General features: G+C 69.9%; 11 protein-coding genes and 1 other RNA gene. 4 read left to right on the forward strand and 8 right to left on the reverse strand.

Going from position 1 to position 13,854, the window contains the following annotated elements; translation table 11 throughout:
• The first annotated feature begins 261 nt into the window (after positions 1-261).
• Both FIU88_RS06575 and FIU88_RS06580 read left to right on the forward strand, forming a co-directional pair.
• Entirely contained in the window at positions 262-1,437 is a 1,176-nt protein-coding gene (locus FIU88_RS06575; RefSeq protein ID WP_152478625.1) for an NAD(P)/FAD-dependent oxidoreductase, read from the forward strand.
• Between the two features lie 192 nt (positions 1,438-1,629).
• A complete protein-coding gene (locus FIU88_RS06580; protein ID WP_152478626.1) occupies positions 1,630-2,607 on the forward strand; it encodes a CHAD domain-containing protein in 978 nt (325 codons plus the stop codon).
• 24 nt (positions 2,608-2,631) lie between these two features.
• Here the strand turns inward: FIU88_RS06580 and FIU88_RS06585 are convergent, their stop codons facing one another.
• From FIU88_RS06585 to FIU88_RS06605, 5 genes are all read right to left on the reverse strand, one after another.
• Positions 2,632-3,366, reverse strand: coding sequence for a ParA family protein (locus FIU88_RS06585; protein WP_152480154.1), 735 nt, complete (start codon positions 3,364-3,366; stop codon positions 2,632-2,634).
• 106 nt (positions 3,367-3,472) lie between these two features.
• Complete coding sequence (locus FIU88_RS06590) at positions 3,473-3,766, reverse strand: YqjK family protein (RefSeq protein ID WP_152478627.1); 294 nt, start codon at positions 3,764-3,766, stop codon at positions 3,473-3,475.
• Positions 3,767-3,769: 3 nt separating this feature from the next.
• Positions 3,770-4,165, reverse strand: a complete 396-nt coding sequence (locus FIU88_RS06595; protein WP_152478628.1) for a phage holin family protein — start codon at positions 4,163-4,165, stop codon at positions 3,770-3,772.
• Positions 4,165-4,497, reverse strand: a complete 333-nt coding sequence (locus tag FIU88_RS06600) for a YqjD family protein (RefSeq protein WP_016856176.1) — start codon at positions 4,495-4,497, stop codon at positions 4,165-4,167. Before FIU88_RS06600 ends, FIU88_RS06595 begins: the two co-directional genes overlap by 1 nt.
• 69 nt (positions 4,498-4,566) lie before the next feature.
• A complete protein-coding gene (locus FIU88_RS06605) occupies positions 4,567-5,634 on the reverse strand; it encodes a phospholipase A (protein WP_152478629.1) in 1,068 nt (355 codons plus the stop codon).
• Between the two features lie 213 nt (positions 5,635-5,847).
• On the opposite strand from FIU88_RS06605, the gene mscK reads away from it, so the two are divergent.
• Positions 5,848-9,219 carry a mechanosensitive channel MscK gene (gene mscK / locus FIU88_RS06610; RefSeq protein WP_253742772.1) on the forward strand — a complete coding sequence of 1,124 codons (3,372 nt, stop codon included), beginning with the start codon at positions 5,848-5,850 and terminating at the stop codon, positions 9,217-9,219.
• A 3-nt stretch (positions 9,220-9,222) separates the two neighbouring features.
• Here mscK and FIU88_RS06615 read toward each other — a convergent pair whose 3' ends face one another.
• The 3 genes from FIU88_RS06615 to FIU88_RS06625 form a co-directional block, all read right to left on the reverse strand.
• Complete coding sequence (locus FIU88_RS06615) at positions 9,223-9,987, reverse strand: TlyA family RNA methyltransferase (protein WP_152478631.1); 765 nt, start codon at positions 9,985-9,987, stop codon at positions 9,223-9,225.
• Between the two features lie 64 nt (positions 9,988-10,051).
• A complete protein-coding gene (locus FIU88_RS06620) occupies positions 10,052-12,067 on the reverse strand; it encodes a hypothetical protein (protein WP_152478632.1) in 2,016 nt (671 codons plus the stop codon).
• A 45-nt stretch (positions 12,068-12,112) separates the two neighbouring features.
• Complete coding sequence (locus tag FIU88_RS06625) at positions 12,113-13,336, reverse strand: acetyl-CoA carboxylase biotin carboxylase subunit family protein (RefSeq protein WP_016856171.1); 1,224 nt, start codon at positions 13,334-13,336, stop codon at positions 12,113-12,115.
• 253 nt (positions 13,337-13,589) lie between these two features.
• Here FIU88_RS06625 and ffs point away from each other — a divergent pair.
• Positions 13,590-13,686: signal recognition particle sRNA small type (gene ffs, locus FIU88_RS06630), an RNA gene on the forward strand.
• Positions 13,687-13,854 lie beyond the last annotated feature (168 nt).

Genomic DNA, 13,854 nt, shown 5'->3' on the forward strand with positions numbered 1-13,854 from the left:
CCGCTAACGTGGGTGTCTGGTGGCGTCGAAATCCGGGGTGAAGACCTGTCGACAGATGGCGACAGCATGCCTCAAGCCGAGCGTCAGGATGTCAACGCGGCGTGCCTTGCACAATGTTTTCGCAACTCGTTCGCCCGACGACAACGCCGCGTTGCGCGGGGCGACGCGTCGCGGGCCCGGGCCGGCCGGCTCTGGTACCATGTCGCCCTTTTGACTGGCGGGCGTCCGCGCGGGACGCGGCGGCACGGGGAGCGCAGTGGCATGAAGTATGACGTGGTGATTATCGGCGCCGGCGCCGCCGGCTTGATGTGTGCGCTGACCGCCGGCTATGCCGGGCGTTCGGTGCTGGTCATCGACCATGCCAACAAGGCCGGCAAGAAGATCCTGATGTCCGGCGGCGGGCGCTGCAACTTCACCAACCTCGACACCTCGCCGGCCAACTTCTTCTCGAACAACCCGCACTTCTGCATCTCGGCGCTCAAGCGCTACCGGCCGGAGCACTTCGTCGAGCTGGTCGAGCGTCACGGCCTGGAGCACGTGGAGAAGGCGCCCGGGCAGCTGTTCTGCGCCGACTCGGCCAAGGACCTGCTGGCGATACTGCTCACCGAGTGCGACTGGGCCGGGGTCGAACTCCGCCTCAGGACGTCCGTCGACGCGCTCGAGCGCCAGGGCGAGGGCATGCGGCTCGAGACCTCCGCCGGGCGCATCGACGCCGGGGCGGTGGTGGTCGCCACCGGCGGGCTGTCGATCCCGACCCTCGGCGCCACCGGCTTCGGCTACGAGATCGCCCGCCAGTTCGGCCTCGAGGTGACCGACACCCGGGCCGCCCTGGTGCCCTTCACCCTGACCTCGGCCTGGAAGGAGCGCACCGCGTCGCTGTCGGGGCTCTCCACCGAGGTGGTGGCGCGCTGCCGCGACGGCGAATATCGCGAGCCGATGCTGTTCACCCACCGCGGCCTGTCCGGGCCGGCGCTGCTGCAGGTCTCCAGCCACTGGCATCCCGGCGACGAGCTCGCTATCGACCTGCTGCCCGGCGAGCCGGCCTTCGAGGCGCTGGCGGCCGCCCGCCGCGAGGCGCCCAGGCGGCGGCTCTCCACCTGGCTCGGCGAGCGCCTGCCGCGGCGTCTGGCCCAGGCGCTGGTCGAATGGCACGGCGGCGACGGCCCCATGGCCGAGCGCTCCAATGCCGACCTGGAGGCCTGGGCCTCACGCCTCAACGACTGGCGGATCAAGCCCGCCGGCACCGAGGGCTGGCGCACCGCTGAGGTCACCATGGGCGGCGTCGACACCCGGGCGCTGTCGTCGAAGACCTTCGAGGTCAACGGCCTGCCCCAGCTGCGCTTCATCGGCGAGGTGCTGGACGTCACCGGCCAGCTCGGCGGCTACAACTTCCAGTGGGCGTGGGCCTCGGGCGTGGCCTGCGGCCAGTCGCTCTAGGTCTTGCCCGAAAAGTGCCTGCGCTCGCCCATACGGCATTAAAAATCGGCTCGTGCGCGAGCCCGGTCAAAGTCCTCATTTACGGCTCGTAAACTCCGGCTCTTCACCAATTTTTGCCTTGTCTCCTCGGTCCGGCAACGGGGTAGGCCGCCTATACTGGGGGCATCGCTCGCCGCGGGAGGGGAGATCGTCATGGGCAAACCGCTGCATCGCAAGCGCCTGAAGCGCGTGGTCGGCCGGCAGGGGCTGGCGCTGCTGGCCCAGGCCCGGGCGGCCTGGCCGCGCATCGAGGATCCCGATGACGGCGAGGGGCTGCACGACTTCCGGGTAGCGCTGCGCCGGCTGCGCTCCTGGCTCGAGGCCTACCGCGGCTATCCGGGCGTGTCGATTCCCAAGGCCCAGCGCAAGCGCCTGCGCGACCTGGCCCGCGCCACCAGCGACGCCCGTGACGGCGAGGTGATGCTGGCCTGGCTCGAGGCCGAGCGGCCGGCGCTCGGCAACGCCGAGCGCGGCGCCATCGACTGGTGGGCCGAGCGGCTGGCGGCCCGGGTCGAGGCCGATTACGCCGAGGCCCGCTGCGTGCTGGAGGCGGGGTTTCCGGGGCTCGATCGCGAGCTCGGCGAGACCCTGGCGGCACTGGCGAGGCAGGGTGGCGGGCCCCGCTTCGGCGAGGCGACGGCCCGGGAACTGGCCACCCTGCACGCGACCCTGACCGCGGAGCTCGCCGCCATCGGCTCACCCGACGAGCGCGAGGCCCTGCATCGCCCGCGCATCACCGGCAAGCGCATCCGCTATCTGCTGAAGCCCTGGACCCAGGAGGCGCCGATCTTCGAGCAGGCGGAAAAGGCCATGAAGGCCTTCCAGGATGCCTTCGGCGTGCTGCACGACGATCTGGTCCGCGAGCCGGCGCTCGAGGCGGCGGCCGCCGCCCATGCCGACGAGGAGGCGCGGGTGCGGCTGGCGCTGGCGGCCGAGGGCGAGGAACCCAGGGCCGCGGCGCCGCGTCATCTGCGCGGCTTCATGGGGCTGGCGCGGGCCAATCGCGAGCATCGGCTGGCGCACTATGATCGCGCCCTGGAGGTCGCGCGCGCGGCCGGCCCGGGAGCGGGGAAGGCGCCGACGCCGGCGGACCGGCTGGAGGCGGCCATCGCCGCCATGCGCGGCGACTGAGGATGTCGGGAGGGTGCGCCGCTCTCAGTGCAGGCGCTGGTCGATCTCGCGCCACAGCGCGGTGTAGGCCTTGGCCGCGGCGGTGCGCGGGGCGTAGTCGCGTACCGGGGCGCGTTCCAGCCCCATGCGTTCCACCGCGCTGGCCGAGGGGATGGCGGTGGACAGCCGCAGCGGCCAGCGCTCGTGGAAGCCGTCCATGACCTCGCGGTGCAGGTTGCGCCGGCGATCGGCGAGGGTGATGAAGGGCCACACCGTGCAGGCGATGTCGTGATCGTCGAGGAAGTCCTGCAGCTGATCCAGGGTGCGCAGCGACAGCACCGTGGGCACCACCGGCACCAGCAGCGCATCGACGCTGGAGAAGATGTTCTCCGAGAGATGCGAGAGGCTGGGCGGGCAGTCGAGGATCACCAGGTCGTAGTCGTTGCGCACCGGCTTGAGGATCTGGCGCAGGTGGCTCGCGCCGCGGCTGGCGAGCAGGGCGTCCATTTCCCGGGAGGCCAGCGCCGCCGGCAGCAGGTCGAGCCCCTCGACCTGGGTGGCGCGAATGGCCTTGTCGAAGGAGGCCTTGCCCTTGACCAGCCTTTCCACTCCGCCGCGGACCTTGGGCTTGACGCGCAGGTAGAAGCTGGTGGCCGCCTGGGGGTCGAGGTCCCAGAGCAGTACGCGATATCCCGCCCGGGCGGCTTCCGCTGCCAGGTTCACGGCGGAGGCGGTCTTGCCGACGCCGCCCTTGATGCTATAGAGCGCCAGCATGCGCATGGGGTCCATGTCCTGTCGTCATTCCGTCACGATGTCGAAACAAGATCATAACGGGCCTGCCATGTCAGTGTGTTACGGCGGGATGATGGTTGTCGTCAGGCCGGTCTCAGGGGATCGGCAGGAAGCGCTGCAGCAGCTTCAGCCGCCGCACGGTGACCGCGACGAACAGGGAGCGCTTGGCCAGCCGCTTGGCCGCCGCGGGGTGGCGCAGCGACCAGACGAGCAGCAGGGCGCCGCCACCCGCGGCGGGCAGTCGGTAGCGCTGAAGGGATTGCCAGCCGGCCTCGAGCGGGCGGGCGGCCTGGTGCCAGTGCTCGGACTCGACCAGCAGGTCGAGGCGCTGCTGTTCGATGGCGGCCTCCAGGGCCGCCTTGTGGGCTCGGCGCTCGGCGTTGGTCATCGGTCAGGGTTCCTCGCTCCGGGTCTCCATCAGCTCGCGGTCCAGTGCCAGATGCTTGAGGGTATCGACCAGCAGGGTGCGGCGCCGGGCCAGATGCATCACCCAGCCGGCCAGCCCCAGGCCGCCGACCAGCAGGACCGCGGCGCAGCCGCCGATGGCGGCCAGCCGGTAGCTGTCCCAGAAGGCGACGATGATCAGGGTGGTGAGCGCACCGAGCCCGAGCAGCAGCAGCAGCAGGCTGATGCCGGCCAGCAGCAGCAGGGTGACGAACCGTGCGCGTTCCTCCTCGAGCTCCAGCACGGCGAGACGCAGGCGCGTCTCGCCGGTGGCGACCAGACTGCCGAGCAGCCGCTTGCCGGCGCCGAACAGCCGCTGAGCCGGTCCCTGGCCCTCCGACATCAGCGCCGCCCGATCAGCATGCCGACGACCACGCCGACGGCGGCGCCGATGCCGATGCTGGTCCAGGGATTGTCGTGAACGTAGCGGTCGCAGGCGTCGGCCTGCTGGGTCACGGCCTCGCGGGTGTCCTGGTAGGCGCGCTCGCCGCGGGCCTCGAGCCGCGCACGGGTCTCGGTCAGGCGCTGTTCGGCGCGTTCGCGCAGCTCCTTGATGTTGCTGCGGGAATCATCGGCCGTGGCGTTGACCAGCTCCTCGACGGTCTGCGAGAGGTGCTGCAGGTCTTCCTTGAGTTGCTCGGTGGACTGGCGGGTGCGGGAAGCATTGTCGCTCATCGGGTCATCCTCTGACGGTTCATGACAGGCCCAGCATAGCAGCCGTCCTAGCGGTGCGTAATGACCCTATCACCGCGAGAAGGTGCCGGTGGAGAACAGCGGGTTGAGGCTGAAGCCGAGGCTGAGCCGCTGGGTGCTGCGATCGTAGTCGATCAGGCTCTCGCCATAGCCCTGGTAGAACTGGACGTGGCCGCGGATCTTGCCGAACAGCGGCCAGGAGTAGTCGAGCTGGGCGCCCATGTGGCCCTGGTCGGGATTGCCGCGCCACAGCAGGCTGGCCTCGTGATCGTCGAACAGCTGGCGCGCCACGGTGACGTCGGCGTAGCCGAGGTAGTCCTCGATGTCGGGGTTGTCGTCCTCGCCCTCGGTCTCGGGCAGGCGCCAGTAGGGCGACAGCGAGACGGCCCAGTCGTCGTTGATGAAGGTGCTGCTCAGGATCAGCCGGTTCCAGCTGCGCGACAGCTCTCCCGAACGTCCGTTGGACTGGTGGTTGAGCGATAGCCGGTTGTTGACGTTGGTCCAGCCCGCCAGCGTCCAGTCGTTCTCGAAGTCGGCGAACACCTCCGGCTCGTAGTTGGTCTCGCGGAACGGCGAGGAGGCGTCGGCGTTGTAGGCCTGCCACCAGCTGCGCTGGGTATAGCCGAAGTAGAGATCGGCGCGGTCGAACAGCACGTCGTCGGCGAGCTTGAACTTGGCGCTGAACTGGAACTTCACCTCGAGCCGGTCGGGACTGGCGTCGCGGTCGATCTCGCTGAAGGTCTCCTGGTTGGGCGAGGTGGTGTAGCTGAACGGCAGCAGATAGTTGCGGTGATGGGCGGTGATGGAGAAGGGGTTGTCGGCCGACTCCTCCTCCAGCAGCCGGCGTTCGGCCACGGAGGCGCCGATCGGCGGTTCTGCCGGCGGCGCGGCGTCGATGCTGTCGGCGACGTTCGGCGTGGCCGGCGCAGGTGCCTCGCTTGTCGGCGGATCCAGGCGCGCGCGCAGCTCGCCGATCTCGGCCTGCAGGGACTCGATGCGTTCGCGGATCGCCTGGCGTTCGGCGTCGCCGAGCGCCCCGTCCGTCTGGGCCTGTCCCTGGCCGGCGAGGCCGGCGCCGAGGGCGGCGGCCAGCAGCGTGGCGATGGAGCGTGGAGCCATGGGGAGTGACTACTCTGTCTAGAGGGAATCTTCGTTCTATCATGCCCGTCCTGCGAGTCAACGGCCAGCTTGCGTGCTTTCGTCGTTGCCTTGCCGACCGGGGGCGCCGACAATCCGCTGCCAGGCCCATGGTATCGCCCCGTCGAGGTGCTAGTGATCGATTTTTCGCGTTGTCGGCGGCTCGTCCGCTTTCACATTCTTTGCTGGCTGCCGGTGATCGCCGCGCTGCTGGCCCCGATGCCGCTCGCCGCCCAGACCGACGAGCTCCCCGAGCGCGCCGCCCTGGAGGAGCGCCTCGCCTCGCTTCAGCCCGAAGAGGGCAAGACGGCGGATGCGGCCACCCAGGAGAGCATCGATGCGCTGGAGGCGGCGCTGGACGCCCTCGCGGGCCTCGAGGACGTCGAGGGCCGGCTGTCGACACTGGAGGAACGCGACGATCGCGCGCCCCAGGAACTCAGCGAGACGCGCCAGGCGCTGGCTTCCGCCCGGGACACGCCGCAGGAGTCGCCGGACCGCGAGGCCTTGGCGGGGCTCGATCTCGAGACGCTGATGTCGCGGCTGGAGACGGCCACCGACGAGCTGGAGACGGCGCAGGATCGACTGTCCGAGGTGGAGACCCGGCTGCTCGGCACCCAGACCCTGCCCGAGCGCGCCCAGCAGGCCATCGCCGAGGCCTCCGCGGCGATGGAGGAGCACCGGCGCGCCCTGGAAGAGCTGGACGCTCGCGACGTGGCGTCGGACGCGCCTCGGCGACTGGAACACCGGGTCGAGCGCGCGCTGGCCGAACGGCGTCTGGCGCTGCATCGTCGTGAGCTGGCCACCAATTCGCGCTTCCGCGAGCTGGCCCAGCAGCAACGCGAGCTCTATCGGCTGAGGGTGACCCGGCTCGAGAGCCGGGTGCGGGCCTTGCAGGCGTCGCTGGAGGAGCGCCGCCGCGAGCAGTCGGAGCAGGCCGTGGCCGAGGCGGTGGGCGACGAGCCGGAAGGCGTGACCCGCCATCCGCAGGTCCTCGAGGCGCGCCAGGCCAACCGCGACATGAGCCTGGAGCTGCTGCGCGCCACCAGCCGTGCCAACGAGCTGGGCCGCCAGGGCCAGGAGGCGCGTCGCCAGCTCGAGCGCGTGCGCCAGCTGCAGCGTGGGCTCTCCGAGCATATCGAGGCGATCCGCGGCAGCCCGCTGCTGTCACGCATCCTGCGCGAGCAGCGCCGGGCGCTGCCGAGCGTCGAGTCCACCGGCGGCCTCAAGGAGGAGATCGCCGATCTGCGTCTCCAGCAGTTCGAGCTCGACCGCCAGCGCGAGCGGCTGCAGAACGTCGAGCAGCAGGCCAGCCAGCGTCTCGAGCAGGCCGATGCCGGCGCCTCGGAGGCCGTGCACGAGACGCTGGCCCAGCTGCTGCGGGCCCGCCGCGAGCTGCTCGACCGGCTCGAGCCGACCTACGGCGAGGTGCTGACCGCCGCCATCGAGCTTCAGCTCAACCAGCAGCAGCTGTTCGAGACCAGTCGCGAGCTGCGCGCCGCCATCGACGAGCAGCTGTTCTGGATCGCCAACTCGCACCCCCTCGATCTGAACTGGCTGACCCGCCTGCCAAGCCACCTGAATGCCGAGTGGGGCGAGGGCGAGTGGCGCCGTGCGCTGCCGATACACTGGCGCTGGCCGGATCCGGCGGCGTTTCTGGCCTCGCCGCTGCTGTTGATCGCCGGCGTGCTGCTGGGGCTGCGCCGGCCGCTGTCGCGTCGCCTCGCCCGCCTGCACGACGAGATCGGTCATCTGCGCCAGGACAGCCAGGGGCATACGCCGCTGGCGGTGGGCGTGGAGGCCCTGCTGGCGCTGCCGGGGCCGCTGTGCCTGCTGGCGGCGTCGCTGGGGATGACGCTGGGCGGCGCCGGGCTGGCGGTGAGCATCGGCTGGGCGCTGATGTATCTGGCACTGGCCTGGGCGGGGATCGCCTGGATGCGGCGGCTGCTGGTGCCCGAGGGCGTGGCGACGCGCCACTTCCACTGGCCCGGCGGCTACGTGGCGCAGCTGCGCCGCTGGCTGTGGTGGCTGGGACTGGCGCTGGTGCCGGTGCTGTTCGTGGGCACCCAGGCCCGCGATGTCGATATCGACCTGACCCAGCGTCCGCTGGCGATGCTGCTGCTGCTGGCCGGGCTCGTCGGCATGAGCGTGGCGCTGGCCCGGCTGATCCTGGCGCACACGCCGTTCTTCGGGGTCAAGCTGTTCCGCCTGCTGCTGGGGCTGGCGATGGCGATGGTGCCCCTGGTGCTGGGCGGACTGGTGATGTTCGGCTATGCCTATGCGGCGCTCAGCCTGGTGGGGCGCTTCGTGATCACCATCTATCTGCTGGGCGCGTGGATCCTGGTCGAGGCGGCGGTGGTGCGCGGACTGGCCGTGGCGGCCCGGCGGCTGGCCTACCGTCGCGCGTTGGCCCGGCGCCGGGCGCTGGCGCACGAGGCGGAGAACGGAGAGCACGGCGTCGAGGTCGTCGAGGAGCCGCCGCTGGACATGCAGCAGGTCAATCAGCAGTCGCTGCGCCTGTCCAAGCTGATCCTGATGCTGGGCTTCGTGGTGGTCCTCTACCTGGTCTGGGCCGACCTGCTGACGGTGTTCGGCTATCTCGAACGGGTGATGATCCTCGGCGGCGATGGCCAGCAGGGCAGCGAGCTGGTGGGCGCCTCGATCTCGGTGGCCGACCTCTGCGTGGCGCTGCTGGTGGTGGCGCTGACGCTGATCATGGCGCGCAACCTGCCGGGGCTCTTGGAGGTGATGGTGCTGTCGCGCCTCGAGCTCAAGCAGGGCAGCGCCTACGCCATCAGCTCGCTGCTGTCCTACGTGATCGTCGGCACCGGCGTGGTCTGGGCGCTGGGCACCCTCGGGGTGTCGTGGAGCAAGCTGCAGTGGCTGGTCGCCGCGCTGGGCGTGGGGCTCGGCTTCGGGTTGCAGGAGATCTTCGCCAACTTCATCTCGGGGCTGATCATCCTGTTCGAACGCCCGGTGCGCATCGGCGACACCATCACGCTCGGCAACCTCACCGGCACGGTCAACCGCATTCGCATCCGTGCCACCACGGTGACCGACTTCGATCGCAAGGAGATCATCATTCCCAACAAGACGTTCGTCACCGACCAGCTGATCAACTGGTCGCTGTCGGACAACATCACCCGGGTGATCCTGACCTACGGCGTGGCCCTCGGCTCGGATCATCGCCTGGTGCAGCGGCTGCTGACCCAGGCCGCCGGGGAGAACGCCCGGGTGCTGGCCGATCCCGAACCCCAGGTGCTGTTCATGCGCTACGGCGAAAGCCGCCTGGAGTTCGAACTGCGCATCTTCGTGAACAGCCTGGGCGACCGGCTGCTGGCCACCGATGAGCTCAACGGCCGGGTCGGCGAGCTGTTCGCCGAGCAGGGCCTTGAGATCGCCTTCAATCAGATGGACGTGTGGCTGCGCGACGACAAGGGGCGCCAGGCGCGGGTGCCGAGCCGCGGCACGGGCGAGGCGCCCGCCAACCCGCCGCCCGGGGCGGGCGGCGATCCCGGTGAGCTGGATGCGGGCGATGCCGGGGGAGGGGGAGGAGACGCCGGGCGGTAGCGCCTAGGGCGTTTCCTGGCGGCGGGCGTAGAGCAGGAACTCTCGATTCCCGTCGCCGCCTCGGATCGGGCTCTCCTGCCAGTGCTCGACGGTGAAGCCGGCGTCGGCGCAGGCCTCGCGGATGCGTGCCTCCACCTCGGGGTAGCGCGCGGGGTCGGTGACCAGTCCGCGGGCGCTGACGCCCTCGGGGCCGACCTCGAACTGCGGCTTGACCAGCGACACCAGCTCGCCGCCAGCGGGCAGCAGGGCGCCGAGCTCCGGCAGGATCAGCGTCTGCGAGATGAAGGACACGTCCATCACCGCCACCTCGGCGGGATGCTCGGCCAGCGCCGCGGTCAGCCGCGGATCGTCGCGCATGGCGCGGGCATTGAGTCCCTCCAGGCAGGTCAGGCGCGGCTCGTCGCGCAGCTCGGCGGCGAGCTGGTCGTGGCCGACCTCGACGCCGATCACGTGTGCCGCGCCGTGGCGCAGCGCGCAGTCGCTGAAGCCACCGGTCGACTGGCCGACGTCGAGCACCGTGCGGCCCTCGAGCGGCAGCGACAGGGCCTCGAGCACCGCCTCCAGCTTGAGCCCGGCGCGCGACACGTAGCGCTCCTCCGGGTCCTCCTCGACCTTCAGCTCGGCGGTCTCGGGGAGCTTCTCGCCGGGCTTGGTCAGCACCCGGCCGCCGTCCCTGAGGCTCACCCGGCCGTGGCGGATCAGGCGCTGGGCGCGGGTGCGCGAGCGCGCCAGTCCCTGGAGGAGCAGCAGCTGGTCGAGGCGTGGCATGGGCGATCCTGGCAGTGGTGGAGCGGGAAAACGGGGCCGCATTATGCCACAGCGGGCGGCCTGGTCAGCCGCCCGACTCGGCCTGCAGCCCGCCCGGGGGCAGGCGGTCGGCGCCCCAGCTGCGCTGCAGGTAGCCGATCACCCGATCCAGTTCGGCCTGGTCGATGCGCGCCGGCTCGCCGCGCTCCAGCGGATCGTGGTGGAAGATGTAGAGCCGCGAGGCGAACTGCTCGAAGGGCAGCGAGGCCTCGCCGAAGCGTTCGCCGTGGCCGGCGGTGCTGACCCGCACGCCGTCGCCCCAGTCCTGGCCGCTGTCGTTGTTGGGGTTGTAGAAGAACACGCGCATCTCGCCGCTGGGGTCGACGCCGATCCGCAGCAGGGTGATGGCATGCCAGCCGATGAAGCGGGCGGCGCTGTCGGTGACCGCGATACCGGCCGGCTGGGGATGGATGAGCGGCTGGTTGCCGTTGTAGTGCGGGTGGTAGCTGGCATAGAAGTGGCGCAGGAAGCCGTCGAGGTCGAGCAGCTGGCCGCTGGCCACGTCGACGTTGATGCGAAAGCCGCGCCCCGACCACCAGCCGTGGAACTCCGGGTTGACCCAGCGGTGCGGGTCGCCCTCGCGGCCGATGCAGCGCCGGCCCATCTCGGCGTAGATGCGGTCCAGGTGCGGCACCACGATCAGCGATACCGGGTCCAGGTCCATGGGCAGCTCGGTGGCCACGCCGCCTTCGCTCGCCATCGACGAGATCGGCTGGCCCTCGAAGTGCATGATGATCTCGTCGTCGCGGGCCGCCCAGGTCACCATCTGCAGCAGGTAGTCCGGGTCGTTGTAGGCCCACATCGACAGCGCCCGGGCCGACTGGCAGGTGGGGTTGTTGCCCTGGCCGACGCCCAGCGGCAGGCCGAGCATGCACAGCACGCCCTCCAGCAGCCGTGCCCGGGGCGAGACCGCCTCGCCGAAGGCCAGGTTGAGCCGCGCCGTCGACCAGTCCGACAGCGTGAGCCCCAGCTGGCGCCAGATGGCCGGTGCCACCGGCGGCTGGTAGAGGATGCCGCGCTCGAGCATCAGCGCCAGGCCGTAGACCGCCTGGGCGGTGTCGGGGTGCAGCCCGCCGCGGATCAGCGCATGCACCAGCTCGCGATAGCACAGCAGGCAGTCGCGGCCGGTGGAGGAGAGCCCCAGCGCCTCGCCGATCAGGGTGTCGCCGTTGTCCAGCAGGTGGCGCAGCAGCACCGGGTGGTAGGGCGACACCAGGCCGGTGTCGTGCATCGACCGGGCGAAGCCGGTGGCCTCGGCCTGCAAGGCGCTGGCGTCCATGCTGGCCAGGCGCTGGCGATAGACCTCGAGGCCCGGATCCTCGCGGCAGGCGTGGGACGGGCCGAACAGCGAGCTGACCAGGCGGTCGGCGCCCTGGCCGCTGGTGCCGAGGTCGATGGTCGGGTCGGCCTGGCAGATGGCGATCTGGGTGATCATCTGCTTGACCGGCCCGACCTGGATCGGACGCTGCTGGAGGATGCGCCAGATCTCACCGATCAGCCGGTCGATGATGTGCTCGTAGCCGATGCGCTGGGCCAGATGGGTGAACAGACGCCGCGGCAGCTCGGCCAGGCGACCCTGGGTCTCCCGCTCGGCCTCGCTGGGCGCGCCGAACAGCAGCCACAGGTTCAGGGCGATCACCTGGGTCAGGTAGTGGTGGGCCTGCTCCGACGAGATCAGCCCGTGGCGCACCTCGCCCTTGGCCACCGCCACCAGCCTGAGCTCGCTGAGCGCCTCGATCGTCACCATGTTGGCATCGGCGCTCTTCAGCGCCTGGGTGGTCAGCGAGGGCACCAGGAACTGGGGCGTGGCCCAGTCCGAGCCCTCGAAGACGCCGGCGGCCTCCATGGCCGCGGCGCGGGATTCAACCGCCGCGGCACCGCCTTCCAGCAGCAGCACGCGGCGGGCCGTGTCGAGCACCCGGGGCAGCTTGCCCGGCTTGGCGAAGCCCCGGGCCCCGGCCAGCAGGTCCGTGGCCTCGTCCAGACGTTTCAGCAGGCCCGTGAGCCTGTCGTCGCCGGTTGGTGTGGGGGGACTGGTCACACCGACTCCTCGTCATCCGTGGGAAAGGTCTCCATGACGCGCCCGTCAGACATAGAAATCAAGCTCTTCCATATGCTTGAGCAGGTCGCGCATGCGGTTGGGGTCGTCGCCCTTGAAATAGATCAGCCCCCAGTGGGTGCCGAAGGCGGTGCGCTTGGTGACCGTTTCCTGCATCGGCGGCGTCAGCTCATGGGACTCGAAGTAGGCGTCGTCCTCGACCACCTCGGGAATCTCCAGCCGGCTGACCACCCGCAGGCGCGGATAGACCCCGAAGCAGCCCGCATAGCCGTCGGCATCGACGACCTCCTTGGGGAAGAAGTCGGCGACTTCCTCGGCCGTGGTCCTGGGGTCGAACACCAGCATGCTGGCCTGATAGGCGTTGAAGCCGTAGACCCGCTCGAGCAGCTCGAAGACCTTGAAGCCCGGCGGCCGGTAGGCGACCTCGCCGAAGTACATCTCGCCGTCGCTGGTGACGAAGTATTCCGGGTGAATCAGCCCGAAGGAGATGTCGAAGGCCTTGATCAGCTTCTCGATCTGGGCGGTGATCTGGGGGCGATAGCGCTCGAGCTCCGGCGAGGCGGGCACGAACACCGAGTAGCCCAGGGTCACGTATTCCGAGATGTTGAGGAAGGCGATCTTGCCGTCGTGGATCCAGGCTTCCACGGCGAACTCCCAGCCGTCCAGGTGCGATTCCATCAGCACCGGGAATTCCTCGTCGGGGATGGTGTCGATCTCGTCCGGCGTGCGGATGACCCGGTGGCCCAGGCAGCCGGCCTTGTCGAAGGCCTTGAGGTGGATGGGGTCGTTGGGATCGCCGTCGAGCTTGAGCAGCGTCTGGTTGACGCGCTTGAGGAAGCGGATGACGTCGTCCTTGTCGTGGGCCTCCTCGAAGATGCCGACGCGGATGCCGCCGAGCTGGGCACGGCGCTTCATCAGCGCCTTGTCGCGCAGCAGCAGCGACTGGCCGTAGAGCCGCGGGTTGTCGAGCAGCACCGAATTGATGGCGCCGGCCCACTCCACGGTTTCCTCGAACAGCGGGATGGACACGTCGACGCCCATGCCCTTGAGGGTCTCGGCGATCTCCATCGAGCGGTCGTTCAGGCGCTCGAAGTTCCAGGAAACGTAGGGGATATCGTGCTGCTGGCAGTATTCCTCCGCCCAGTCCGGGGCCACCACCACGTAGCGGCGGTCGAAGTTCTCGGCGGCCTCGATGGCATTCAGGCTCCAGCCCAGCAGTGCGATGTAGCCCTTGTTCGAATCCTTGGTCATGGATGCCTCCGGTCGTCGAATGATACAGCGGGCCTCGCCGCCGCGGGGCGGCGGAGAGGCGAGTCACCCTCACCATAGACCCTGACGACGCTTCGGGGGCGTTGGAAATGCTCGCGTCAGATCACGATTCGACAATCGCTCCTTGCTGCGCCGCCGGTCGCTTGGTATAGTGCGCGGCGTTCGGCAAGTCACTGATCCCACTCAGAGAACTGCCCGGCTCAAATGGCACGTCAGGTGCCCGCTGTGGTGGCCCCTTAGGTCCTCCCGCAACGCTAAGTCGCAAACCCCGCCAGGCCCGGAAGGGAGCAACGGTAGTGATGGACGCGTGTGCCGGGATGTGGCTTTCGGGGCCGCCTCCATTTGTGCCTCCCCTTCGTTGTTCTCCTCGTTCGATCGCCCTCGTTTCATGCCCGACATGAGGCCCGCTCGTGTCTGCGCCCTCCGGGCTTGCAGCCGTTATCGGCGCGCGTCATAGTCGTGTCCCGGGCGCCGGCCGGCGCCCCGATCAATCCCCGCAA

The organism is Halomonas sp. THAF12, assembly GCF_009363675.1.
Classification (GTDB): Bacteria; Pseudomonadota; Gammaproteobacteria; order Pseudomonadales; family Halomonadaceae; genus Halomonas; species Halomonas smyrnensis.

Bases quoted from the DNA above. Each gene is read 5' to 3' on its own strand.
- FIU88_RS06575 (WP_152478625.1), top strand. From the start codon at position 262: ATGAAGTATGACGTGGTGATTATCGGCGCCGGCGCCGCCGGCTTGATG.
- FIU88_RS06625 (WP_016856171.1), bottom strand. From the start codon at position 13,336: ATGACCAAGGATTCGAACAAGGGCTACATCGCACTGCTGGGCTGGAGC.
- FIU88_RS06595 (WP_152478628.1), bottom strand. From the start codon at position 4,165: ATGTCGGAGGGCCAGGGACCGGCTCAGCGGCTGTTCGGCGCCGGCAAG.
- FIU88_RS06580 (WP_152478626.1), top strand. From the start codon at position 1,630: ATGGGCAAACCGCTGCATCGCAAGCGCCTGAAGCGCGTGGTCGGCCGG.
- FIU88_RS06585 (WP_152480154.1), bottom strand. From the start codon at position 3,366: ATGCGCATGCTGGCGCTCTATAGCATCAAGGGCGGCGTCGGCAAGACC.
- FIU88_RS06605 (WP_152478629.1), bottom strand. From the start codon at position 5,634: ATGGCTCCACGCTCCATCGCCACGCTGCTGGCCGCCGCCCTCGGCGCC.
- FIU88_RS06590 (WP_152478627.1), bottom strand. From the start codon at position 3,766: ATGACCAACGCCGAGCGCCGAGCCCACAAGGCGGCCCTGGAGGCCGCC.
- FIU88_RS06600 (WP_016856176.1), bottom strand. From the start codon at position 4,497: ATGAGCGACAATGCTTCCCGCACCCGCCAGTCCACCGAGCAACTCAAG.
- FIU88_RS06615 (WP_152478631.1), bottom strand. From the start codon at position 9,987: ATGCCACGCCTCGACCAGCTGCTGCTCCTCCAGGGACTGGCGCGCTCG.